Raw genomic sequence first — 23,957 nt, forward strand, 5'->3', positions numbered from 1 at the left:
GTGGTGCGGGAAAACAATAGCGGGTGGGCGTCTCCGGCCCTAATCGAGCCCGGGCAGGCGCGCGAGCTGCTGTGCGGCCCAGTCCGGGGTCCATCCCGGGATGCCGAAGAGGGCGAAGGTGAGCCACAGGAGCGCCCAGACGAGCAGCAGGGTGGCGAAACCGATGGCCCAGCGAAGCCACACCGGCTGGGCCATGACCCACCGGTTCCAGAGGTGGACGTAACGCTTGACGAAGTCGAGCCAGCGCTGCGCGAACTCGAACTCGCTCGCCAGGATGACGAGACCGAGGATGACCACGGCCCACCCCGGCCCGGGGGCCGGCACCATGACGAGCCCCGCCACCGTGACGACCCCGCCGACCACGCCCACCGCGCTCCGCCAGGCCAGGTGAGTCGCGGGGTGCCGGCGAAGCCTAGCCCGCCACGCCCACCGGTCCTCGTGCGCGTCCAGGCTGACGTTGGGATCCGAGTAGTCGATGCCCGTCGCGGCCGACTCATCTGCAGCCGCCTCGCCGGTCTGGACGGCGACGATCGTCTCGATGGCCTCGGCGCTCTTCGCTGCCTCGGTCATGGGTCCAGGTCCTGCTCCGTCCGGGACCGGAACAGGTCACGCAGCCGGGTGGCGACGGGCCCGACGGGCAGCTCGCGCCCGTCGACCGCGTGGACGGGCAGGACGTCCTTGGTCGAGCTGGTGATGAAGACCTCGTCGGCGGTGTCGAGCACGTCGAGCGGCAGCGGCGTCTCACGGATCGCGACACCCGCGTCGGCCGCCCACTCGAGGACGAGCTCGCGGGTGATGCCGGCCAGCAGCCCGGAGTCGGCCGGCGGCGTCAGCACCTGGCCGTCCACGACGACGAAGACGTTGCTGCCCGTGCACTCGCACAGGTCGCCGCGCGTGTTGCCGAAGACGGCCTCGATCGCGCCGGCCTCCTTGGCCCGGGCCAGCGCGACGACGTTCTCGGCGTAGGAGGTCGTCTTGAGGCCGGCGATGGCCGAGCGCTCGTTGCGCGTCCACGGCACGACGGTGAGCTTGCCCGAGGCCGGTGGGCGCGGCTGCGCCCCCGCCAGGACGATGTAGGTGAGGTCGGTGTCGCCGCGGTCGGACCCGAGGGGGCCCACACCGCCGGTCACGCTGTAGCGCAGCCGGCCGAAGTCGATCGGGTCACCCTCGAGGACCGCGTCGATGCCCTTGGCGACGAAGGCGAGGTCGACCGGCGGGAAGCCGAGCCCGGCGGCTGAGCGCTGCAGCCGCGCATGGTGCCGGGAGAGCGCGAACGGACGGCCCCGGTCGATCTTGGCGGTCTCGAAGATGCCGTCGCCGACGGTGACGGCATGGTCGAGCGCCGAGATGGAGGGCCCGCTGGGGTCGACGAGGTCGCCGTTCACCCAGACGCGCGGGAGGCTGCCGGTCATGCCGTCATGGTGTCACAGTGCCGGCCGCCAGGCCGACCAGCCGGGCTGCCTTGAGCTCGGTCTCGCGCCACTCCCCCTCCGGGTCCGAGTGCCAGGTGATCCCCGCGCCGGTCCCGAAGCGCAGCCAGCGCCGACCCGCGGCGTCCCGCTCTGCCCAGAAGGTCCGGATGCCGACGGCGAGCTCGGCCTCGCCCGCGTCCGCGTCGACCCAGCCGATCGCACCGCAGTACGGCCCGCGGGGGGCCGTCTCGAGGTCGGCGATGGCCCTCAGGGCGCTGGACTTCGGAGCGCCGGACACCGACCCCGGCGGGTACGTCGCGCCGAAGATGTCGCCCCAGGTGACGCCACGGCGCAGGCGCCCGCTGACGGTCGACACGAGATGGACGAGGCCGGGGTGCGCCTCGATCGCGCACAGCTCGTCCACGGCCACCGTGCCCGGCTCGCACACCGGCGACAGGTCGTTGCGCATGAGGTCGACGATCATGACGTTCTCGGCGTGGTCCTTCGGCAGCATCTGAGCGGCTGTCGGCGCGGTGCCCTTGATCGGCTTGGTCACGAGCCGCCCGGCCCGCCGGGCCAGAAACAGCTCCGGTGAGGCGCTGGCCACGTCGATCCCCGCCTCGGCGCATCGGATCCGGGCCGCGTGCGGGGCGGGGTTGCCCGCGCGGAGCAGGTCGTCGAGCCCGTCGAGGTCGGCCCGCTCGGCCAGGTCGTGGCTGAGGATGCGGCACACGTTCACCTGATAGACGGTGCCGGCGGCGATCCGCCGTCGCACCTCCTCCACCGCCTGGACGTATGCCGCTGAGCTGAGGGACGTCTGCCAGTGACGATCCAGCGGAGCCCAGTCCACCACTCGCGGGGCGGGCTCGCCGCGACGCACGTCCGCGAAGCGGACCGCAGTGACCTCGCCCTCGAAGGTGGCGAGGACCGCCCAGAAACCCGCCCGCGAGATGGCCTCGAGGGCGTCCTCACCCCGGCGGACGTCGACCACCTCACGCGCGTGGCGGTCCGGGAAGCGAGCGTGGTCCACCCGCAGATCCTAGGCCTGCGGGAGCCTCAGGCAGCCAGGGAGTCTCAGGCAGCCAGGGCCTTCTCGATGTCGCCGACCAGCGTGGCCGGCTCGGCCTGCGGGGCATAGCGACCGATCACGTGGCCGTCCCTGCCGACGAGGAACTTGGTGAAGTTCCACTTGATGCGATCTCCCAGGAGGCCGCCCTTCTCCGCCTTGAGCCACTCCCACACCGGGTGGGTGTCGGCGCCGTTGACGTCGACCTTGGCCATCATCGGGAAGGTGACGCCGTAGTTCTTCTGGCAGAAGGCGCCGATCTCGTCGTCCGTGCCGGGGTCCTGCTCACCGAACTGGTTGCACGGGAACCCGACCACCGTCAGGCCGCGGTCCCGATAGGTCTCCCAGAGCTCCTGGAGCCCGGCAAACTGCGGCGTGAAGCCGCACTCGCTCGCCGTGTTGACCACGAGCACCACCTGCCCGGCGAAGTCGGACAGCGGCTGCTCGACGCCGTCGATGGTCGTTGCGGTGAAGTCGCCGAGAACGGCCATGGATGCTCCTTGGGTGCGAAGGTCGGGGGCTGCTGGGGAAGCCTGCACGAGAAGCAAGCCCAGCGGCATACGGCTTATTCCTCGGGCTCCGGAGGGGTGTCCCTGCCCGCCTTCTCGTCTCGCTCCGCCCACTCGAGCAGCGGCGCGATGTCGAAGACGGCGTCGTCGATGCCGGCGTGGAGGTCACCGAGCCGCGCGAACCGCTCGGGCATCGTGGCGATGGTGAAGTCGTCGGGGAGCGCGTCGTCGATCTCGTCCCAGCCGAGCGGCGCGGACACCGTCCCGCGGCTGTTGCCCCGGACGCTGTAGGCCGCGGCGATCGTGTGGTCCCGGGCGTTCTGGTTGTAGTCGACGAACAGGTCGTCCGGCGCCCGGTCCCGGCGCCACCAGGCCGTGGTCACATCGTCGGGCAACCGGCGCTCGACCTCACGCGCAAAGGCCAGAGCCGCGCGCCGAACGTCCTGGAAGCCGTGCGTCGGCTCGATCCGCACGTAGATGTGCAGGCCCCGCCCCCCGGACGTCTTGGGCCAGCCGACCGCCCCCAGCTCGTCGAGGATCTCGTGAGCCGTGTGCGCAGCCCGCCGCACCTGGTCATAGCCACACTCGGGCATCGGGTCGAGGTCGATGCGCCACTCGTCCGGCTTCTCCGTGTCGGCGCGGCGGGAGTTCCACGGGTGGAACTCGACCGTCGACATCTGCACGGCCCAGATGACGTCTGCGAGTCGCTGGACGCACAGCTCGTCCGCGTGCAGGCCGTAGCGCGGGAAGTGCAGCCGCACGGTCTCGACCCACGGCGGCGCACCGGCCGGCAACCGCTTCTGGTGCACCTTGTCCCCGTCCACCCCCTTGGGGAACCGGTGCAGCATGCACGGCCGGTCGCGCAGGGCGTTGACGATGCCCGGGCCGACCGAGAGGTAGTAGTGGGCCAGGTCCAGCTTCGTCTCGCCGCGCTCCGAGAAGTAGACCCGGTCCGGGTTGGTGACCCGGACGTCGTAGCCCTCGACGTCGAGGACGACGGCGGGGGTCTTCTTCGACGCGGCGGCCATGATCGACACCTTATTCGGGACCGTGGACATTTCGGGCTGCCGATCCGGGGCGGACGTCGTACTGTCGTGACACCACTCCCTCTATCACACCAGCCCAGCAGAACTGACCCAGACACGAAGAACCACCACCCTGCAGGAGCTCTCCACCATGAAGTCCCTCCACCGCGTGATCCCCGCGTTCGTGGCCGTCCTCGTCGCCGCGCTGCTCACGGCGATCCTCCCCACCACGGCGAGCGCCGCGTCCGCTGCGACGCCGGCGCGCACGCCGGTCGCTCGGCCCGCAACCCAGCCGGCCGGCCAGCCGGCCCAGCCGGCAGCCGCGCCGGTCGAGGCGACCGCGGACAGCGCCAGCGTCAACTGCTCCAACGTCCGCGAGCTCGGCACGAGCAAGGTCGTGCGGGACAAGGGCATGAGCGCCTTCACCGTCCGGCAGTACATCGGCTGGTGCTGGGACTCCAGCGGCTCGGCCTGGATGAACTTCGCGTCCGTCTACGTGTGGGCGCAATATCACAACCTGGGCTTCGGCTACCGCCCGCAGGCGGGCATCGTCGTCGGCGGCAGCACCGACACCCGCGGCTACACCGTCGGCGACAACCGGCAGCGGCTGACCTACTCGACGCCCGTCCGCACGACCCAGTCCTGCACGCAGGGCTGGGGCAAGCTCCTCCGTGGCGGCTCGGAGAGCGACCAGGGACTCACCTCGCTGGTGTGCTGAGCGGGCCGGCACACGACGAAGGCCCCCGACCATGAGGTCGGGGGCCTTCTCGTGGAGCGGACGACCGGGCTCGAACCGGCGACCTCAACCTTGGCAAGGTTGCGCTCTACCAACTGAGCTACGTCCGCGGGTGCACCGAGAGGAACGGCGCTCGGCCCGCTCTCGCGGTCCGAACGCCGTGTCCCAGGTGGTGGGCGATACTGGGTTTGAACCAGTGACCTCTTCCGTGTCAAGGAAGCGCGCTACCACTGCGCCAATCGCCCTTGGGTGTTGCACCGAGGTGGAGACGGGATTTGAACCCGTGTACGCGGCTTTGCAGGCCGCTGCCTCGCCTCTCGGCCACTCCACCAATGAAGGCAAGTTGCCTTTTGCCTCCGAGCGGACGACCGGGCTCGAACCGGCGACCTCAACCTTGGCAAGGTTGCGCTCTACCAACTGAGCTACGTCCGCGGGAACACCAGCGGTGTAACTTCCCCGCTGCGTGCTTGGTAGACAGTAGCGGATCGCTCGGGCAGATACAAAACCGCCCTCAGCCCTTCGGCTCACCGCCCTGACGGGGCCGTGCGACCCCCTCGGAGAGCTCACGGTCGATGGCCTCGGCGAGGTGCGAACGCTCGCGCTTGGTGAACTGCTGGTCCCGGCTGCGGCGGTCCCCGGCAATCGGGTCGACCTGCGCCGGAGGGCGTGCTGCGAGACGGCGCGAAAAGAGGCCCCCAGCCCAGTTGGCCAGCTTCGTCCCTGCCCCGTCGCGCAGCTCGACCGGCCAGAGCACGCGGGTGGCGGCGTTGAGCCCGGCGCCGATGAGGATGGCGATGGCGAGGACGTAGAGCCAGATGAGGAGCACGATCGGGGTGCTGAGCGGCCCGTAGATCGACGAGCCGCCGAGCGATGCCTCGAGGGCGCTGCGCACGACGAGGGAGGCCAGCAGCCAGATCGCCAAAGCCAGCAGCGACCCCGGCACGTTGCGCCACCAGGACGCCCGGCGCGGCGTGGCGATGTGGAACAGCGTCGTCAACAGGGCAAGCGACAGCACCAGCACGAGGGGCCAGTAGGCGAGGGTGAGGACCTTGAGCCGCTCGGGCAGCCAGCCCTCGATGATGGCCGGCCCGAGGAGGACGAGCGGGAGCAGGACGACCGCGACGACGATGCCGAGCGTGTAGAGCCCGAAGGTGAGGAAGCGCTGGCGCAGGATGCCACGGCCGTCGCCCTGGCCGTACATGATCGAGATCGTGTCGACGAAGACGTTGAGGGCGCGGGACCCGGACCACAACGCGAAGAGGAAGCCGACCGAGATGAGATCGGGGCGTCCGTCCTGCAGGACGTCGCGGACGGTCGGCAGGAGCAGCTCCTCGATGCTGGCCTGGGTGAGGAAACCGGAGGCGTAGTCGGTGACGACCTCGAGCAGCTGTTGGACGACGTCCGGGCCGAGGATGTTGCCGAGGTAGCCGACCCCGCCGAAGAGGCCCAGGACGAACGGCGGGAGGGAGAGGAGGAGGAAGAAGCCGCCCTCCGCGGCGAGGCCGGTCACGCGGTAGCTCAGGCAGACGCGGATGGTCTCGAGGGTCAGCCTGGCGAGCGGCACCGCCCCCGGGATCCGCTCGAGGGTGCGCCGAACCAACGCCTTGACCGTCATCGCCCCCGAGGCTAGCCGCCCGATGGGGGCTGGCCGGGGTGACGCGCGCGACACGGGCCCGCAGCCGTGGCGCCCGGGAGCGGACCTAGTCTGCTGGGATGAGCACGCACGAGGTGACCAACCAGGTCGAGCCGTTCGTCGACCGGGACTTCCTCACTGAGGATCAAGCGCTGTCCGAGGCAGTCGCCCGGTGGGTGCCCGCCGAGCACGCCGCCGAACTGAGCGAGCTCGGCCGGCTCGCCGGCTCCCCCGAGGCCCAGGAGCACGGGCGCCTCGCCGACGCCAACGTTCCCGTGCTGCGCACCCACGACTCACGAGGCAACCGCATCGACGAGGTGGAGTTCCACCCGTCCTGGCACTGGCTCATGACGCAGGCGGTGGGGGCCGGCCTCACCGCGGAGCCGTGGACGACGCCGCCCGGGCAGGGCGCGCACGCCAGGCGGGCGGCCGGGTTCATGATCTGGTCGCGGGTCGAGGCTGGGCACGGCTGCCCCATCTCCATGTCGTATGCCGCTGGGCCGGCTCTGCGACATGACGCTGAGCTCGCGTCGCGCTGGCTCCCGAAGCTGGCGAGCCGCCGCTATGACTTCGGCATCCGGCCGCTCGCCGAGAAGGCCGGCGTCATCGCCGGGATGGGGATGACCGAGAAGCAGGGCGGCTCGGACGTGCGGGCCAACGCGACGGTCGCGACGCCGACAGCCGGCGGTCCCCTGCCTGGCGAGACGTACCGGCTCACCGGCCACAAGTGGTTCCTGTCGGCACCGATGAGCGACGTCTTCCTCGTCCTGGCCCAGGCGCCCGGGGGGCTGACCTGCCTCGTCGTGCCCCGGGCCCTGGACGACGGAGCCCGGAACCCGTTTGCGCTCCAGCGGCTCAAGGACAAGCTGGGCAACCACTCGAACGCCTCGAGCGAGGTCGAGTTCGACGGGTCGTGGGGCTCGCGCCTCGGCGACGAGGGGCGCGGGGTCCGCACCATCATCGAGATGGTCGGCGCGACCCGGCTGGACACCGTCCTCGGGTCGACGGCGACGATGCGGGACGCCGTGACTCGGGCCGTCCACCACGCCCGTGGGCGGACGGTGTTCGGCCGGCTGCTCGTCGACCAGCCGCTGATGCGCAACGTGCTGGCCGATCTCGTCCTCGAGGCCGAGGCTGCCACGGCTCTCGCGATGCGGTTGGCGCACGCCTTCGACACCGGGGAGACGGAACTCGCGAGGCTCGGAGTCGCCGTGGGCAAGTACTGGGTGTGCAAGCGCACCGCCCCGATGGTGGCCGAAGCGCTCGAGTGCCTCGGCGGCAACGGCTACGTCGAGGAGAACGGGTTGGCCCGGCTCTACCGCGAGGCTCCGCTGAACTCGATCTGGGAGGGGTCGGGCAACGTCAACGCGCTGGACGTGATCCGGGCCGTCAGCCGGGAGCCGGCGAGCCTGGAGGCCCTCACCAAGGAGCTCCACCGGGTCCGGGGCGTGAGCCGCGTCCTCGACGACCACATGGACGACGCGGTGCGGCAGGCCCACTCACTGCGCCCGGACTCCCCAGAGGCGGCCTTCACCGCCCGCGCCGCGGTCGAGGGCCTCGCCGTCGCGCTCCAGGCGGCGCTGCTGGTGGAGCACTCCCCCACGGTGGCGGAGGCCTTCATCGCGAGTCGCATCGGGGGCGGCCACGGCCACACCTTCGGCACGCTCCCCGTCGACCTCGCCGGCTCGACCGGCGCCATCCTCGACCGCATCGGCTGAGACCCATCGAAAGAGCAGTTCGCGACACCTGACCCATCGAAAGAGCAGTTCGCGACGTGTCGCGAACTGCTCTTTCGATTCGGTTAGCTGGCGGAGAGGCGCTTCTTCTGCTCCTCCACGTCGAAGTCCGCCTCCGGCCACTGCAGGTCCATCTCCCGCAACGCCTCGAGGAGGAGCTGCTGGACCGCGAGCCGGGCATACCACTTGCGGTCCGCGGGCACGACGTGCCACGGCGCGCCGGTCGTCGACGTGCGATCGAGCACCGCTTGGTAGGCCTCCATGTACTCGAGCCAGTGGCTGCGCTCGTCGACGTCGCCGGGGTTGAACTTGTAGTGCTTGTCCGGACGCTCGAGGCGGCGCATGAGGCGCGACTTCTGCTCGTCCTTGCTGATGTGGGTCATCACCTTGACGATCTTCGTGCCGGCCGCGGCCACTTGGCGCTCGAAGGCGTTGATCTGGGCGTACCGCTTGGACCAGACGTCCTCGGGGACGAGGTCGTGGACCCGCACGATGAGGACGTCCTCGTAGTGGGATCGGTCGAAGACGCCCAGCTGGCCCGCCCCGGGCAGCGCCTTCTCGATCCTCCACAGGAAGTCATGGGAGAGCTCCTCCTCGGTCGGCGCCTTGAAGGCCGTCGCGCGCACCCCTTGGGGGTTGACCGAGATGACGTGGCGCATGATGCCGCCCTTGCCCGACGTGTCCATCCCCTGCACCACGAGCAGCAAGGCACGTTTCGACCCGGTCGTCGACTCTGCCCACAACCGTTCGAGAAGGTCGGTCAGCTCCTCCTCGGCCGACGCGAGCGCCGCCTTGCCGGCGAGCTTGTCACCGTCGAACGCCGGGGTCGAGGACGTGTCGACGTCGGCCAGGACGAAGTCCTTCTCCACCCGCAGTGCGTCGGAGAAGCCGCCCATGGGATGGAGCCCGTCGGCGACGAACTTCTCGGCCAGGTCGGCGACGGCCCGCTCCTCGTCGGCCTTCTGCTTCGACTCGAGCGCCTCGGCGTCGGTCTGCGCGCCGCTCTTGTTGGCCTTGTCCGCCTTCTTCTTGCCCTTGCCTTTGCCCATTGCGCCATCCTGCCGGACACGACGACCGCCCCAGTGGAAGCGTGGCCGCCTAGGGTTGTTCCATGCGCCTGCTCCTACCCGCTCCCGGCGGCCTCATGCCCGGCACGGAGCTCGACCTGGACCACCTCGCGCAGGCCTATACCGCACCCCGGGAGCCCTGGCTGCGCTGCAACATGGTGACCACGGTCGATGGTGCCGCCACCGGCCCGGACGGCCGGTCGGGGTCCATCAACACCGAGGCCGACCACGTCGTCTTCGAGCTGCTCCGCGGCCTGAGCCACGCCGTCCTCGTCGGCGCGGGCACGATCCGGGCCGAGGGCTACACCGGCCTGGCCGTGACGCCCGATGTCCTGCCGCTCCGCCGCGCCGCAGGCCTCGACGACCCGTTGCCCCTGGTCGTGGTGAGCCGCGCCGGCCGGCTCCCGGAGAGCGTGCGGGACGGCAGCCGCGGACCGGTCCTGCTGGCCACCTGCGCCACCGCGCAGGGTCTGGCCGAGGCCCGATCGGTGCTCGGTGACGAGCAGGTCATCCTCTGCGGTGACGACGACGTGGACCTCCGCGTCCTCGTGACCGCGCTGCACGACCGCGGCTGGTCGCGTCCCCTCTGCGAGGGCGGCCCGGCGCTGACCGCATCCTTGCTGGCCGCGGGCCTGGTCGACGAGCTGTGCTTCACGATCGCCCCGAGGATCGTCGGCGGCGAGCACCCCCGGCCGGTCGCCGCTGCCGCCGCACCGTGTGAACTCGAGCTGGCCGGGCTCGTCGAGGAGGACGGCACCCTGATGGGCCGCTGGTTCACCACGGTCCGCGAGCAGGGCGACGCACCGGCGCCATGAGCGAGGACGCGCTCCAGGAGACGCTCCTGGCGGCCTGGCGGGACCTGGCGGGACCTGACCCAGGGCGGGCCCGCGCTTCAGCTCCTCGGCGTGCGCATCTTCCCCGTGTCAGCCAATGTCGTGCCGTGCTGTCAGCCCGCCGGCTGGGGCCCCGGCGATGGCCGGCGACCGCCCGTGGCGCTGCAGCATGTCCGGACGCTCGGGGAGGCCCCCCACGAAGGACGAGACGGCCAGCTCCCAACGCTGGGAGTCGTAGTTCCACTCCCGGCAGTGCCGGGCTCGATGCCAGGGCTCGAACCTCACGATGTCGGGCCGCCGCTCGGCGAGCGCCGCAGCCGGGGCGAACGGCACCACCGTGTCCCCGGTGGAATGGATGAGCAGGATCGGCACGTCGAGCTCGTCGGCGCGGGCGACCCAGTCCGTGTGAGCGAGGTCGATCGGCTCGATGAGCCCGACGAGCGACCGTCCGCGAGGCGAGCCCATCAGGCTGCGCGCGACCCGGACCAACGGGCTCGGCAGGTGGTTGAGCCGTCCGTGGTGCCGCAACACCGCGTCCCAGTCGATCACAGCGGAGTCGAGACACACGCCGACGATCCGGTCGGCGTGACGCGAGCGGTGCAGCGTCTGCAGCACGATGGCCCCGCCCATCGACCAGCCGAAGAGGACGATTCGCTGCGCCCCGCGGGCGACGGCGGCGGCGATGGCTGCCTCGACGTCCCGCCACTCCGACAGGCCGAGGTTGTAGCGCCCGTCGGGACCGCGCGGCGCGTCCCGGTCGTTGCGGTACGCAGCCACCAGACATGTCCAGCCCGCCCTTCGCAGCACCGGCACCGCCCGGAGGGTCTCCTCCTTGCGGGCACCCCGCCCGTGCACGAGGATCGCCCAGTCTCCGCTGCGGCTGGTCTCGGCAGGGCGCACCACCCAGCCGGGCAGGGCACCCACGTCGGAGCTCACCACGAGGTCCTCGTCGGGCAGGCCGAGGCTGATGCTCGGCCGATCCCAGTAGTAGTACTGGTTCCAGCGGGCCGGACCCACCTGCAAGGTTCCACGGTCGACGGCGATCAGCTCGCGCCGGACCGTTCCCGCCAGCTCGTCGTGCTCGAGGATCCGCCCGACCCGGGCATGGCCCGCTCCCCCGTCCAGCCACACGCCGTAACGTCCCCGGACGTCAGGGTCCGGACCGGAGGCAAAGGTCACCGACTCCGCGTCGTGCGCGACGATCGCGACGTCGTCGGGCTGCAGCTCGTCCGGGGTCAGCACCCGGCGCGCGAACCAGGCGGCAGCGGCGACCGAGCCCGCGGCCGCGCCGACCGCGGAGCCTCCACCCGCGGCACCGGCGATGAGGACCGGGCGGGTCACCAGCTGACGAAGCTTCACGCGGCCATCGTGCCAAAGCGAGCAGGCGCCCGGGCGACGGTCCCGTGAACGCCGACCGGCGCGTCGTGGGCGGGCTTTGCTGCCTCGGGCACAAACGGGAGGTCGGGGACGTTCGAGGGGACATGAGCAGCGACCACACCTATCCCGTCCAGCGCAGTGACGACGAGTGGCGGGCCACGCTGACGCCCGCCGAGTTCCACGTCCTGCGGCAGGCCGGCACCGAGGCGCCGTTCCGGGGCGAGTACACCGACACGAAGACCCAGGGCGTCTACTCGTGCCGGGCGTGCGGAGCGGAGCTCTTCCGCAGCGACACGAAGTTCGAGTCCCACTGCGGTTGGCCGTCGTTCTACGCGCCGCTCGCCGGGGAGCGGGTGGAGTACGTCGAGGACAGCAGCCACGGCATGCGACGCGTCGAGGTGCGGTGTGCGACGTGTGGCTCCCATCTCGGGCACGTCTTCGAAGGCGAGGGCTACGGCACGCCCACGGACCAGCGCTACTGCATCAACTCGATCAGCCTCCGGCTGACCCCCGACGACGAGTGAGCCGTATGCCGCTGGGCTCGACGGGTGCCCGACGCGGAGTCTCGCTGCGGTCGGCCTGAGGTGCCCTTGGGGGCCACCCACGAGTCACCTATCCTCGCGACATGGGGTCGGACGAGCTGCGCATCGGGGACGCCGAGCGGCGTGCCGCGATGGAGCTGCTCGCCGAGCACCACGAGGCGGGACGGCTCGACTCTCACGAGTTCGAGGACCGCCGTGGTCGCGCTGCGGACGCGGTGACGCGGCACGACCTGGACGTGCTCTTCAGCGACCTGCCGGCCCTGGGACGGGACCGGCGCCCGCTGCCGGTGGCCGGCCGCACGGAGATCGAGCGCGCCCGGAGTGGTTGGGCGCGGGTGCGCACCGTCGTGCTCGCGCTGACGCCCTTCCTCGCCCTCGCGCTCTTCCTGCGCACCGGGTCGCTGCTGTGGTTCGTGCTCGTGCCGGTCGTCGCCGTGATCAGTTCGGCGATCACGGAGGACTGAGCCGGGACCGACCCGGCAAGCGGGGCGTCAGCGGAGGTTCGCGACGAGCTGTCGTGCGTCCACCTTCGGGCCGGTGAAGAACGGGATCTCTTCTCGCACGTGGTTGCGCGCGCGTGAGGCGCGCAGCTCCCGCATCAGGTCGACGATCCGGAAGAGCTCGTCGGCCTCGAAGGCGAGCAGCCACTCGTAGTCGCCCAGCGCGAACGAGGCGATGGTGTTGGCGCGCACGTCCGGGTAGTCGCGCGCCATTTGGCCGTGCTCCCGCAGCAGGTCGCGGCGCTCCGCGTCGTCGAGCAGGTACCAGTCGTAGGAACGGACGAACGGGTAGACACAGACGTACTTGCGGGCCACCTCGTCGGCCATGAAGGCCGGGATGTGGCTCTTGTTGAACTCAGCGGGCCGATGCAGTGCGGCGGAGGACCACACGGGCTCGAGGTGCGCCCCGAGCTCGCTGCGCAGCAGCCGGTGGTAGGCGGACTGGAGCTGCTCGATGGTCGAGGCGTGCCACCAGATCATGAAGTCCGCGTCGCCGCGCAGCCCGGCCACGTCGTAGATGCCGCGCACGACGACGCCTTCGCCGGCGATGGTCGCCAGGAACGACTCGAGCTCGTCGGCCAGCGCCTCGCGGTCGTCGCCGAGCGGGGTGACGCTGCTGAACACCGACCACATCGAGTAGCGGATGGTCTCGTTGATCTCGCGCATCTGGGCCGGGGTCAGCTTGTCAGTCATGCCGCTCATCATCCCAAGCCGCGACGATCCGCTCGCACGCGGGTCAGCACCGCCTCCGCCGCCCGGCGGCCCGAGGCGATGCAGGCCGGCACGCCGACCCCACTGAGGGCGGCGCCGGCGAGGGCGATCCCCGGGGCGGGCTCCTCGAGCCCCTCGACGAGGGCACGGTGACCCACGGCGTACTGCGGCAGCCCGCCTCCCCAGCGCTGGACGTGCACCGCGGCCGGGGCCGGCAGGGACGGCCCGAGAACTGCGGCCAGGTCGGCGAGGGACACCTCGACGAGCTCCTCGTCGGACCTCTGGAGGGTGGCCTCCTCACGGTGCCGACCGAGTGAGGTGCGAAGGACGGTGTGGTCTGGATATGCGGCGGCCAGCCACGGCCACTTCACCGTGCTGAAGGTGGAGGCCTTGATGGTCGTCTGCTCGGTGGGTGGGACGAGGAACCCGCTGCCGTCGAGGACCTCGGGCGGAGGTCCATCGAGGACGAGGGTGACGATCGCCATGGACGCCGACTCGATGCGCGCGAGACGGGACGCCGCCTCGGGAGCCAGGCCGCGCAGGAGGCGGGCGGTGGGTGCAGCCGGCGTGGCGAGGATCACGTCGTCGAAGAGGTCCTCACGCACGTCGGTCGTCGGGCCGCTCGAGACGACGAACCGTCCGTCCCGACGCGCGAGCCCGCGCACCATGGCGCCCGTGCGCACCGTGACTCCGAGGTCGCGCAGACGCAGCGCGAGGATCTCCGGGACGAGGCCGAGCCCGCCGGCGATCGTGGCGAAGACGGGCCGACGCGCACCCTCCGATCCCGGCGACGCAGGGGGGACGAGGGAGCGACTCAGCTCCAGCAGCGAGGTGCCCTCACGAGCGGCCTTGGCGAGCTGGGGCACCGCCATCTCGAGCGACAGGTTGCGGGAGTCACCCGCGTAGACCCCGGCGAGCAACGGCTCGATGAGCTTGTCGGTGACGGCAGGGCCCAGCCGCGCGTCGACGAAGGTGCCGACCGCGATGTCGCCGTGGACGGGCGGCGTGAGCACTTCGCTCCTGAGCCGGTCGACCTCGGCATCGGTCAGCAGCCCGCGCACGGCCTCGGGGTCGGCGGGAACCCCCATGAGCGTGCCCTTGGGCATGGGTCGCCGGGCTCCGTCGATGACAATCGAGGCGGGGACCGGAGCAGGGTGGGCGACGCGGTCAGCGACACCGAGCTCGTCGAAGAGCTGCATCGCCTCCGGCCGGAAGGTCAGCACCGCCTCTGCCCCTACGTCGACGGTCAGGCCGCCCACCTGCTCGACGCGCAGCTTCCCACCCACGCGCGAGGCCCCCTCGAGGACGGTGACCTCGAGCTCGGGGGCGGCCCGGACGAGGTGCCAGGCCGCCACGAGTCCTGCGATTCCGCCGCCGACCACTCCCACGCGAGCATTCATGACGCCACTCTCCCATCCCGGACTCAACGTTTCGGCCCGCCCAGGTGTCTTCACGGACACAGGGACGGCGCACACCGGATCAAGACGCTCCGGGGCCACCTGGTGGAGGAGGACCCCATGGTCACGTTCGATCGACTCCGACCCGATACGCCGCGGCGACGGCACCTGTGGCTCGTCGTCGGACTGACGCTCCTCGTGGTGGCGCTCTCCGTCCCAGTCGGCCTTTCCGTGCTCAACGGGACCTGGGGCAGCCGCTCTGACGTGCCCGCGCCGGCGAGCGGGATCATCACCGAGTCGCAGCGCGACGGCAGCGTGGGGGCGCCCGTCCTCCCGGACGCCGCGGGCGGCTACGCGCCGGAGGAGCAGGGCTCAGCTCCGCAGGCGGGTGGCGCGGTGACATCGGTCGGGACCAAGCTGGCCCGCACCGCCTGGCTCGGCATCAAGGTGGGAGACATCGCCGGCGCCAGCAGCCGGGTGCGAGCCATCGCGGAGGCCGCCGGCGGACAGGTGATCTCCGAGAGCATCGTCACCGCCCCGGACCCGACCGGGTCCGTTGAGAACCGCAAGGGGCCCGAAGGTGTCTCCGAGGAGGGCTTCCTTCCGCCCGTGGGCGTCAACGAAGCACGCCTGACCCTCCGCGTTCCTGCGGACGCGCTCGACAAGGTCCTGACCGACCTCTCTTCGGCAAGCCTGGGCACGCTCTCGTACCGGTCATCGCAGTCCGAGGACGTGACCGAGACGTACGTCGACACCCGCGCCCGGATCCAGCCTGCGAAGGACTCCATCGCCCGCGTCCGCGCCCTCATGGTCAAGGCGACGAGTCTCGACCAGATCGTCCTGCTCGAGAGCGAGCTCGCCCGTCGCCAGGCGGACCTCGACTCCCTCGAGCAACGACTGGCCGAGCTCGAGCTGCGGACGTCCACGTCGACCGTGTCGGTGACCCTGTGGACGGATGAGACGGCGCCACCCGAGCCGGACGACAACGCCTTCCTCACGAGCCTGCAGAAGGCCTGGGACGCCTTCCTCGCCTCGATCATGGTGGTGGTGACTGGACTGGCCGTCCTGCTGCCCTGGCTTCTCCTCGCCCTCGTCGTCGCCTGGTTCGTGCGCCGGTGGCTACGGCGCCGCAACGCCGGCGCGCCGGCGTCGTCGGACTGAGCACGGGCCGCTCTCGGGACCCACGCCTCTCTTCAGGCCGTGCCTCAGGAGACGCGTCGGCGCACCATGTCGGCGACGTCGCGTACCTCGCGGACGTGCATCGCATGGGCCAGCGCGAGATAGACGATGACGAAGAGCATCCCGGTGAAGGCGAGGACGATCCCGCTGCTGAAGAGACGGTCGACGACGCTCGAGGGAGCGGTCGGGTCTCCGAGGATGGGTGACAGGACCGTCATCGTGCCCCAGGCGAGCAGCCCGGCCCCGGCAGCGGCGACACCGATGCGAGCGGTGGAGTTGACGATCTCGGCGAGCCCGAGCAGGCCGAAGCGTCGCTTGAGCAGCATGACGCCCGTGGCCGAGCTGGCGGCATTGCCGATCGTCTGCCCCGCCGCCACGATGGCGATGGCCCACTTCGGCTCCACGAAGAGCGTGATGATGCCACCCGTGAGGGAGATGACCGTGAGCACCACCTGCATGAGAAGGGGCGAACGGCCGTCCTCGAGGGCGAAGAACACCCGGTAGCAGAGCAGGTCGACCCCGAACGGGACGATGCCCAGGATCATCACCACGAGCACGATCGAGGCGAGCTCGATGGACGGGCCGTCGATGCCCGGTGCGAGCAGCGCCACGATGGGAGTGGCCGCCACCATGACGAAGACCATGACGGGCACGTTGGCGACGAGCGGCAGCAGCAGGCCCCGGCGGAAGTCCGACTTGAGAGCCGGCACGTCGTCGTCCGCCGCCGCCTTGGACAGCCGCGGGAACAGCGCGGTGATGATGGACACCGCGATGAAGGCGTGAGGCAGCATGAAGATCGTGAAGGCGACCGCGTAGACCGAGGTGGCCCGCAGCGGGTCGTCAGGCGGTCGTCCCGACCGGGCCGCCGCGGTGTTGAGCACCCACTGCGTGATGAAGAACCCGACCTGTGAGACCGCCAGGCCCACGAAGGCCCAGACCGCCAGGCGGCTGACGCCGCCCAGGCCGACGCCGCGCAGCCCCCACCGCGGCCGGTAGCGGAAGCCCGTCCGGTAGAGGGCCGGCAACAGCCAGGCAGCCTGGGCGATGACCGACACCGTCGCGGAGCCCGCGAAGAGCCAGATCATCGGCGCCGTCCAGTCCTCGGGCCCGCGCGGGATCGGCTGGCCCTGCGCCGTGACGACCTGAGGGGCCGGGTAGAGCGCGATGAAGATGAGCAGGCCGATGACCGCGAAGACGTTGGCGATGAACGGCGCCCAGGCGAAGGCGCCGAAGCGGTTCTTCGCGTTGAGGATCTGCCCGAAGAGCGCGAACGCTCCGTAGAAGAAGATCTGCGGCAGGCAGATGAAGGAGAAGGCGAGGGCCAGCCGCTCGAAGTCGGCCCCCCGGTCACCGGAGAGGAGCGAGACGAAGAGCCCGGCTCCCAGCACGACGAGGAGCGTGATCGCGGCCATGGCGACGAGGGCGACCGTGACGACTCGGTCGGTGAACTCCCGGCCGCCGTCCTCGAGCTTCATGGCGCGGGTCAGCGCGGGGATGAGCACCGCGTTGAGGATGCCGCCGGCAGCGAGCAGGTAGAAGACGTTGGGCAGCGTGTTGGCGAGGTTGAAGGCGTCACCGGCAGCAAGCGTGCCGATGATCGCCGTGAGCAGGGCCGCGCGCACCACGCCGAGGGCGCGGGACGCGAACGACCCGCCCACCATGACGAGGCTCGACCGGGCGAGCGACCCCTGGGCCATCAGCGCGCCGACACCTCGTGGACCAGGGCGGTGACCCTGGTCAGCACGTCGGGGTCGACGCTCGGCAGCACTCCGTGGCCGAGGTTGAAGATGTGGCCGGGCGCCTGCTTGCCCTCCTCGACGATCTCGCGCACCCGGCGCTCGAGGGCGTCCCAGGGGGCGAAGAGGAGAGCCGGGTCGAGGTTGCCCTGGACGGCGTAGTCGGGCCCGAGACGCTCCACCGCGTCGGTCAGGCTCACCCGGTAGTCGACGCCGACGACGTCCGCCCCGGCCTCTCCCATGAGTCGGAGCAGCTCGCCCGTGCCCACCCCGAAGTGGATCCGGGGCACGTCGAGGTCCTTGACGGCGGCGAGGGCCGTCGCCGAGTGCCGCTGGACGTGGCGGGTGTAGTCCGCCCGCGACAGAGCCCCCACCCAGGAGTCGAAGAGCTGGACCGCGCTCGCGCCGGCCTCGGCCTGGACTCGCAGGAAGGCACCGGAGATCTGGGCCAGCCGGGCGCACAGGGCGTCCCACAGCTGCGGGTCGCCGTGCATGAGTGCCTTGGTGTGCTCGTGGTTCTTGGACGGCCCACCCTCGACCAGGTAGGAGGCGAGCGTGAACGGAGCGCCGGCGAAGCCGATCAGCGGCGTCGGACCGAGCTCGGTGACGAGCTGCCGGACCGCCTCGGTGATGTAGGGCACGTGCTCCGGCGTCAGGTCGATGAGCTGGTCGAGGTCCTTGGCCGCACGGACCGGGCGGGCGACCACGGGCCCCACGCCGGGGACGATGTCGAGGTCGACGCCGATCGCCTTGAGCGGCACGACGATGTCACTGAAGAAGATCGCCGCGTCCACGTCATGGCGCCGCACCGGCTGGAGCGTGATCTCGGTGATCAGGTCCGGACGCATGCACGACTCGAGCATGGGAATGCCCTCGCGGACGGCGCGGTACTCCGGCAGCGAGCGCCCCGCCTGGCGCATGAACCAGACTGGTGTGCGCGAGACGGGCTGGCGGCGGGCGGCGCGGACGAGGTCGCTGTCTCCTGGCGCATGCGGCTCGGCGGGTCCGGAGGAGGCAGCGGGAGCAGCCGAGGAGGCTGGGGACGTGGCTGGGGTCGGCACTGCTCAATCCTGCCACGCGAGCACCGATGACCCCGCCACGCGCCTCGGCGTGCCCTGCGGACAAAACGACCCCGGCGGCATACCCTCGTCGGGTGCACACGAGAACGTTGCCGGGCAACCACGGCGCGGACTTCGCGAAGGTGCTCGCAGCCCTCCGCGACGTTCGGGTGCGCTCCGAAGTGCGCCTCACCGAGGTGCCGGCGCCCACCCGGATCGCCCCGTTCGCCGCGGCGCTCACTGCCGATGTCCTGGACCCCGCAGACCCGGACGCAGAGCTGGCCACGGGACGCTTCGTCGTCCTGCACGATCCCGAGGGCCCGGAGACGTGGGACGGGACGTGGCGGATCGTCACCTTCGCCCGCGCGGAGCTCGAGCCGGAGCTCGCCAGCGACCCGATGCTCGGGGCCGTCGGCTGGTCGTGGCTGACCGACTCGCTGCGCGGCCGAGGCGTCCGTTGGACGGCCCAGGCCGGCACGGTGACCCGAGTGCTGAGCGAGAGCTTCGGCGGGCTGTCCGACCGAGCGCCGAGCGTCGAGATGGAGATCCGCGCCTCGTGGACGCCCATGAACGGTGGGGACGTGACCGAGCACCTGCGTGCGTGGGCCGACCTGCTGTGCACCATCGCCGGGATCCCGCCCCTGCCGGACGGCGTGGTGCCGCTGCCCGGGCAACGGCGATGACCGCCGTGCCGAGCTCGTCCGCGACAGGGACCGACGAGGCGGCCGCCCCGACCGAGACCCCGACCGAGATCCCGACCGAGATCCCGACCGAGACCCCGATCCAGGCCGCCGACGGGGCCACGCACGCCCGACCACTCACTCCCCTCGTCGTGCCGCGCGACGGCGTGCCCGAGGTGCTCACCGACGAACGCAGTCTCGCGCAGGCCGCCGAGGCCATCGCCGCGGGTTCGGGCCCGATCGGGATGGACGCCGAGCGGGCATCCGGCTACCGCTACGGGCAGCGGGCCTACCTCGTACAGGTCCGCCGCGCGGGCGCCGGCACCTTCCTCGTGGACCCCGTCGCCCTGCCCGACCTCAGCCCGCTCGAGGACGCCATTGGCGACGCCGAGTGGATCGTGCACGCGGCGACCCAGGACCTCGTGTGCCTGGCCGAGGTGGGCCTGCGCCCCCGGGTGCTCTTCGACACCGAGCTGGGCGGTCGGCTGGCCGGTCTGCCTCGGGTCGGGCTGGGCGCCATGGTCGAGCACTATCTCGGGCTCCAGCTGGCCAAGGAGCACTCCGCGGTGGACTGGTCCGTCCGCCCGCTCCCGGAGCCGTGGCTGCGCTACGCCGCCCTCGACGTGGAGGTCCTCGTCGACCTGCGCGACGCCGTGGGCGCGGACCTCGAACGCCAGGGCAAGGCCGGCTGGGCGGCCGAGGAGTTCCAGTCCCTGCTGACCTTCACCGGCCCGGAACGCCGGGTCGACCCGTGGCGGCGCACCTCCGGCATTCACCGCATCCGGGCCCGCCGGGGCACGGCGATCGTCCGTGAGCTCTGGCTCTGGCGCGACGAGCTGGCCCAGCAGCGCGATGTCTCCCCCGGCCGGATCGTCCCCGACGCCGCCATCGCGGAGATCGCCATCGCACACCAGCGTGCCGAGCGCGCACCCCGGTCGCTGACCTCGTCGGACCCGCGGCTGGCTCGCTCCATCCGCCGGCACCAGGAGGCGCTGCTCGAGGTTCTCTCGGAGGCGCTCGCCCTCCCGGAGGCGGACCTGCCGCCGCTCGCCCTGCCCTCGACCGGTCCGCCCCCACCCCGCACGTGGGCCGACAAGGACCCCGTGGCGGCCGCCCGGCTGGCTCGCGCGCGTGAGCTGCTCGCGGGACTGTCGCAGGAGCTGGCGATCCCCGTCGAGAACGTCCTCACGCCAGACCTTCTGCGTCGCTACCTCTGGGACGGCCCGCCTGCCCCGACCACTGCGGACGTGGCGGAGGCCCTGGCGAGGATGGGCGCTCGGCGGTGGCAGACGAGTCTCGCCGCTCCCCTCATCGCGCGGGCGTGCTCCGAGCACCCCACCACCTCCTGACGGGACCCTTCCAACGGGAGCCGGCCCAGCGGCATACGGACCGGTGGTGCGCGCGTGAGTACCGTCACGGGTCCACCCGTTGGCGACGAAGTTACTCAGAAGTAGGATCTGCGGGAACGTCCCCCTCTCCCTAGGAGGCACCGTGCCCCGCCAGCTCAGTGAGGTCGTCTTCGTCGACGGCGTCCGCACCCCGTTCGGCAAGGCGGGTGAGAAGGGCATCTACGCCCAGACCCGTGCCGACGACCTCGTCATCCGTTGCATCCGCGAACTGCTCACCCGCAACCCCGACCTGCCCACCGACCGGGTCGGCGAGGTTGCCATCGCCGCGACGACCCAGATCGGCGACCAGGGCCTGACCATCGGACGCACGGCCGCCCTCCTCGCCGGACTGCCGAAGTCGACGCCCGGATACTCCATCGACCGGATGTGCGCCGGCGCCATGACCGCAGTGACGACCACCGCGAGCTCGATCGCCTTCGGCGCCTACGACATCGCCATCGCCGGCGGGGTCGAGCACATGGGCCGCCACCCCATGGGAGAGGGCGTCGACCCCAACCCGCGCATCCTGGCCGAGAAGCTCGTCGACCCCGACGCCCTCGTCATGGGCAAGACGGCCGAGAACCTTCACGACCGCTTCCCCCAGCTGACCAAGGAGCGCGCCGACGCCTTCGCCGTCGGCAGCCAGGACAAGCTCGCCAAGGCGTACGCCAACGGCAAGATCCAGCCCGACCTGGTGCCCGTCGCCGTCCGCCACGGCGAGCTGGGCTGGGGCCTGGCGACCGAGGACGAGCCGCCCCGGCCGGGCACCACGCTCGAGGACCTCGCCGCCCTCAAGACGCCCTTCCGCGCCCACGGCAACGTCACCGCCGGCAACGCCGCGGGCCTCAACGACGGCGCGACCGCCTGCCTGCTCGCCTCCGAGGCCGCCGCCACCGAGCTGGGCCTGCCCATCCGGATGCGCCTCGTCTCCTACGCCTTCGTCGGCGTCGAGCCGGAGGTGATGGGCGTCGGACCGGTGCCCGCCACCGAGCAGGCCCTCGCCAAGGCCGGACTGTCCATCGACGACATCGGCCTCTTCGAGCTCAACGAGGCCTTCGCCGTCCAGGTCCTCGCCTTCCTCGACCACTTCGGCATCGCTGACGACGACCCGCGCGTCAACGAGTACGGCGGCGCCATCGCCGTCGGACACCCGCTCGCCAGCTCCGGCGTCCGCCTCATGACCCAGCTCGCCCGCCAGTTCGAGGAGCACCCCGAGGTCCGCTACGGCCTCACCTCGATGTGCATCGGCCTCGGCATGGGCGGCACGGTCATCTGGGAGAACCCGCACCACCCCGACTACCAGCGCGACGCCGTCGCCCCGGCCACCACGGAGGACGCCAAGTGACCGCCACCTCGACGACCACGACCGCCCAGCCGAGCCTGGAGTTCGGCGACGAGGTCGTGACCCACGCGCTCGTCCGCGACATCACCCTGCCCGGCGACGCGGGGACGCTCGCCCTCATCACGATCGACAACGGTCTCGACCACACCCGGCCGACGACGTTCGGCCCCCGGTCCATCGCCGAGCTGCACGCCGCGGTGGACGCGCTCGGGGTGCGGGCGGAGGCCGGCGAGATCGCGGCCGTCGCCGTCACCGGCAAGCCGTTCATCTTCGCCGTCGGCGCCGACCTCACGGGGATTCCCCTCGTCACCGAGCGCGAGCAGGCGCTGGCCGTCGCCCGGTCCGGGCACGCAGCCTTCGCCGCGCTGGCCGACCTGCCCGTGCCGACCTTCGCATTCGTCAACGGGGCCGCGATGGGCGGCGGCGTCGAGCTCGCCCTGTCAGCCACCTACCGGACCATCAGCGCCGGCGTCCCGGCGGTGGCTCTGCCCGAGGTCTTCCTCGGCATCATCCCGGGCTGGGGCGGCTGCTGGATGCTGCCCAACCTCGTCGGCGTCGAGAACGCCCTCAAGGTCATCATCGACAACCCGCTGTCCCAGAACCGCATGCTCCGTGGGCCCGAGGCCTTCCGGCTGGGGATCGCCGACGCGATCTTCGAGCCGGCCGACTTCCTCGAGCGTTCCATCGGGTGGGCCGCCGGAGTGCTCACGGGAGCAGTGACGGTCGAGCGCGCCGAGATCGACCGCGACGAGGCCACCTGGACGGCCGCGATCGCGAAGGCCAAGGCGTTCGCCGACGTCAAGACGGGCCGCCAGGCAAAGTCCCCCTATGCCGCGCTCGACCTCGTCGCGGCTGCCCGCACGGCCACGCGTGACGAGGGTTTCGCCGCCGAGGACGAGGTGCTCGCTGACCTGATCATGAGCGACGAGCTGCGGGCCGGCCTCTACGCCTTCGAGCTCGTCCAGAAGCGGGCCAAGCGGCCCGCCGGGGCTCCCGACAAGAGCCTCGCCCGCAGGGTCACCAAGGTCGGGATCGTCGGCGCCGGCCTCATGGCGAGCCAGCTGGCGCTCCTGTTCGTCCAACGCCTCAACGTGCCGGTCATCCTGACCGACATCGATGACGAGCGGGTGGCCAAGGGGGTCGGCTACGTCCACGCCGAGCTCGACAAGCTGGCCGGCAAGGGGCGCCTCAGCCCGGACCGCCTCAACCGCTACAAGGCGCTCGTGAGCGGGTCGACGAGCAAGGCCGGCTTCGCGGACGCCGACTTCGTCATCGAGGCGGTCTTCGAGGAGATGTCGGTCAAGAAGCAGGTGTTCGCCGAGCTCGAGCGGGTCACCGGTCCCGAGTGCGTCTTCGCCACGAACACGTCCAGCCTCTCGATCACGGAGATGGCGGCCGAGCTCGAACACCCGGAGCGCGTCGTCGGCTTCCACTTCTTCAACCCGGTCGCCGTCATGCCGCTCCTCGAGATCATCCCCGGGGCACAGACCGACGACGCGACCCTGGCCACCGCCTTCGCCGTGGGCAAGGAGCTGAAGAAGACCTGCATCCGGGCGGCGGACCGGCCCTCGTTCATCGTCAACCGGCTGCTCGGCCGCTTCATGGGAGAGGCCGCGCGCATCCTCGACGAGGGCACGCCGATCGAGGTCGTCGACCGGGCGTTCGCGGGCCTGGCCCCCATGCCGCCGTTCGTCCTCATCGGACTCGTCGGACCGGCGATCGCGCTGCACAACGGTGAGACGCTGGTCCGCGCCTTCCCGGACCGGTTCTACGCGTCGCCGACCCTCCAGCGGCTCGTCGCCGCGAAGCTGCCGGGCTTCTACGACCTCAGCTCGGGTCGCCCGGTGCTGCTGCCGGAAGCCGCTGAGCTCATCGAGCGGCCCACGGAGCCCGTCGTCCTGGGCGTCCCGGAGGTCCGCGAGCGGGTCCTGACCGTGCTCGCCGACGAGGCCCGCCGGATGCTCGACGAGGAGGTCGCGCAGTCCCCCATGGACATCGACCTCGCGATGATCACCGGGGCCGGTTTCCAG

22 protein-coding genes and 4 tRNA genes are annotated in these 23,957 nt (G+C 71.4%); 10 read left to right on the forward strand and 16 right to left on the reverse strand.

What is annotated here, in order from left to right:
* Positions 1–39: 39 nt before the first annotated feature.
* From OO014_RS00535 to ligD, 5 genes are all read right to left on the reverse strand, one after another.
* The gene (locus OO014_RS00535; protein WP_272460272.1) at positions 40–570 is read right to left on the reverse strand and encodes a TIGR02611 family protein; all 531 of its coding nucleotides are present in this window, start codon (positions 568–570) and stop codon (positions 40–42) included.
* The gene (locus tag OO014_RS00540; RefSeq protein ID WP_272460273.1) at positions 567–1,412 is read right to left on the reverse strand and encodes an aminotransferase class IV; all 846 of its coding nucleotides are present in this window, start codon (positions 1,410–1,412) and stop codon (positions 567–569) included. The genes OO014_RS00535 and OO014_RS00540 overlap by 4 nt, the downstream gene beginning before the upstream one ends.
* Before the next feature lie 4 nt (positions 1,413–1,416).
* Positions 1,417–2,442 (reverse strand): chorismate-binding protein, encoded by a 1,026-nt coding sequence (locus OO014_RS00545; protein ID WP_272460274.1) that lies wholly within the window; start codon positions 2,440–2,442, stop codon positions 1,417–1,419.
* A 44-nt stretch (positions 2,443–2,486) separates the two neighbouring features.
* Positions 2,487–2,969 (reverse strand): glutathione peroxidase, encoded by a 483-nt coding sequence (locus OO014_RS00550; RefSeq protein WP_272460275.1) that lies wholly within the window; start codon positions 2,967–2,969, stop codon positions 2,487–2,489.
* A gap of 74 nt (positions 2,970–3,043) precedes the next feature.
* A complete protein-coding gene (gene ligD / locus OO014_RS00555) occupies positions 3,044–4,015 on the reverse strand; it encodes a non-homologous end-joining DNA ligase (protein ID WP_272460276.1) in 972 nt (323 codons plus the stop codon).
* Positions 4,016–4,163: 148 nt separating this feature from the next.
* On the opposite strand from ligD, the gene OO014_RS00560 reads away from it, so the two are divergent.
* Entirely contained in the window at positions 4,164–4,730 is a 567-nt protein-coding gene (locus OO014_RS00560; RefSeq protein WP_272460277.1) for a hypothetical protein, read from the forward strand.
* A gap of 52 nt (positions 4,731–4,782) precedes the next feature.
* Here the strand turns inward: OO014_RS00560 and OO014_RS00565 are convergent.
* The 5 genes from OO014_RS00565 to OO014_RS00585 form a co-directional block, all read right to left on the reverse strand.
* Positions 4,783–4,858 (reverse strand) — tRNA-Gly (locus OO014_RS00565).
* A gap of 60 nt (positions 4,859–4,918) precedes the next feature.
* Positions 4,919–4,993: transfer RNA gene (locus tag OO014_RS00570), tRNA-Val, on the reverse strand.
* Positions 4,994–5,008: 15 nt separating this feature from the next.
* Positions 5,009–5,079, reverse strand: a tRNA-Cys gene (locus tag OO014_RS00575).
* Positions 5,080–5,107: 28 nt separating this feature from the next.
* Positions 5,108–5,180, reverse strand: a tRNA-Gly gene (locus OO014_RS00580).
* Between the two features lie 79 nt (positions 5,181–5,259).
* Positions 5,260–6,363, reverse strand: coding sequence for a YihY/virulence factor BrkB family protein (locus OO014_RS00585; RefSeq protein WP_272460278.1), 1,104 nt, complete (start codon positions 6,361–6,363; stop codon positions 5,260–5,262).
* A 98-nt stretch (positions 6,364–6,461) separates the two neighbouring features.
* Between OO014_RS00585 and OO014_RS00590 the strand changes: the two genes are divergently transcribed.
* A complete protein-coding gene (locus OO014_RS00590) occupies positions 6,462–8,099 on the forward strand; it encodes an acyl-CoA dehydrogenase family protein (RefSeq protein ID WP_272460279.1) in 1,638 nt (545 codons plus the stop codon).
* Positions 8,100–8,182: 83 nt separating this feature from the next.
* Here the strand turns inward: OO014_RS00590 and OO014_RS00595 are convergent, their stop codons facing one another.
* Entirely contained in the window at positions 8,183–9,166 is a 984-nt protein-coding gene (locus tag OO014_RS00595) for a polyphosphate kinase 2 family protein (protein WP_272460280.1), read from the reverse strand.
* 62 nt (positions 9,167–9,228) lie between these two features.
* On the opposite strand from OO014_RS00595, the gene OO014_RS00600 reads away from it, so the two are divergent.
* Positions 9,229–9,999: a dihydrofolate reductase family protein gene (locus OO014_RS00600; protein WP_272460281.1), complete on the forward strand. Its 771-nt coding sequence runs from the start codon at positions 9,229–9,231 to the stop codon at positions 9,997–9,999.
* Positions 10,000–10,107: 108 nt separating this feature from the next.
* On the opposite strand, the gene OO014_RS00605 is transcribed toward OO014_RS00600, so the two are convergent.
* Positions 10,108–11,376 (reverse strand): alpha/beta hydrolase family protein, encoded by a 1,269-nt coding sequence (locus tag OO014_RS00605; protein ID WP_272460282.1) that lies wholly within the window; start codon positions 11,374–11,376, stop codon positions 10,108–10,110.
* 122 nt (positions 11,377–11,498) lie between these two features.
* Here OO014_RS00605 and msrB point away from each other — a divergent pair, with 122 nt between their 5' ends.
* A complete protein-coding gene (msrB, locus tag OO014_RS00610) occupies positions 11,499–11,918 on the forward strand; it encodes a peptide-methionine (R)-S-oxide reductase MsrB (protein ID WP_272460283.1) in 420 nt (139 codons plus the stop codon).
* A 101-nt stretch (positions 11,919–12,019) separates the two neighbouring features.
* Positions 12,020–12,400, forward strand: a complete 381-nt coding sequence (locus tag OO014_RS00615; RefSeq protein ID WP_272460284.1) for a DUF1707 SHOCT-like domain-containing protein — start codon at positions 12,020–12,022, stop codon at positions 12,398–12,400.
* A gap of 27 nt (positions 12,401–12,427) precedes the next feature.
* Here OO014_RS00615 and hemQ read toward each other — a convergent pair whose 3' ends face one another.
* On the reverse strand, positions 12,428–13,129 hold the full coding sequence (gene hemQ, locus OO014_RS00620; protein ID WP_272460285.1) for a hydrogen peroxide-dependent heme synthase: 702 nt from the start codon (positions 13,127–13,129) through the stop codon (positions 12,428–12,430).
* Positions 13,130–13,137: 8 nt separating this feature from the next.
* Positions 13,138–14,547: a protoporphyrinogen oxidase gene (gene hemG, locus OO014_RS00625; protein ID WP_272460286.1), complete on the reverse strand. Its 1,410-nt coding sequence runs from the start codon at positions 14,545–14,547 to the stop codon at positions 13,138–13,140.
* Between the two features lie 117 nt (positions 14,548–14,664).
* Here hemG and OO014_RS00630 point away from each other — a divergent pair, with 117 nt between their 5' ends.
* Positions 14,665–15,705: a DUF4349 domain-containing protein gene (locus OO014_RS00630; RefSeq protein ID WP_272460287.1), complete on the forward strand. Its 1,041-nt coding sequence runs from the start codon at positions 14,665–14,667 to the stop codon at positions 15,703–15,705.
* A 44-nt stretch (positions 15,706–15,749) separates the two neighbouring features.
* Here OO014_RS00630 and murJ read toward each other — a convergent pair whose 3' ends face one another.
* Together murJ and hemE are read right to left on the reverse strand one after the other, a co-directional pair.
* Positions 15,750–17,420 carry a murein biosynthesis integral membrane protein MurJ gene (gene murJ, locus OO014_RS00635; RefSeq protein WP_272460288.1) on the reverse strand — a complete coding sequence of 557 codons (1,671 nt, stop codon included), beginning with the start codon at positions 17,418–17,420 and terminating at the stop codon, positions 15,750–15,752.
* Positions 17,420–18,520, reverse strand: coding sequence for a uroporphyrinogen decarboxylase (gene hemE, locus OO014_RS00640; RefSeq protein WP_272460289.1), 1,101 nt, complete (start codon positions 18,518–18,520; stop codon positions 17,420–17,422). Before hemE ends, murJ begins: the two co-directional genes overlap by 1 nt.
* Positions 18,521–18,612: 92 nt before the next feature.
* On the opposite strand from hemE, the gene OO014_RS00645 reads away from it, so the two are divergent.
* From OO014_RS00645 to OO014_RS00660, 4 genes are all read left to right on the forward strand, one after another.
* On the forward strand, positions 18,613–19,200 hold the full coding sequence (locus OO014_RS00645; RefSeq protein WP_272460290.1) for a DUF3000 domain-containing protein: 588 nt from the start codon (positions 18,613–18,615) through the stop codon (positions 19,198–19,200).
* Entirely contained in the window at positions 19,197–20,546 is a 1,350-nt protein-coding gene (locus OO014_RS00650; protein WP_272460291.1) for an HRDC domain-containing protein, read from the forward strand. The genes OO014_RS00645 and OO014_RS00650 overlap by 4 nt, the downstream gene beginning before the upstream one ends.
* A 142-nt stretch (positions 20,547–20,688) precedes the next feature.
* Positions 20,689–21,930 (forward strand): thiolase family protein, encoded by a 1,242-nt coding sequence (locus OO014_RS00655; RefSeq protein ID WP_272460292.1) that lies wholly within the window; start codon positions 20,689–20,691, stop codon positions 21,928–21,930.
* Positions 21,927–23,957: 3-hydroxyacyl-CoA dehydrogenase NAD-binding domain-containing protein (locus tag OO014_RS00660; RefSeq protein WP_272460293.1), on the forward strand; the 2,031-nt coding region annotated here is incomplete at its 3' end. The genes OO014_RS00655 and OO014_RS00660, both read left to right, overlap by 4 nt.

This window comes from Intrasporangium calvum, from assembly GCF_028446585.1.
Classification (GTDB): domain Bacteria; phylum Actinomycetota; class Actinomycetes; order Actinomycetales; family Dermatophilaceae; genus Intrasporangium; species Intrasporangium calvum_A.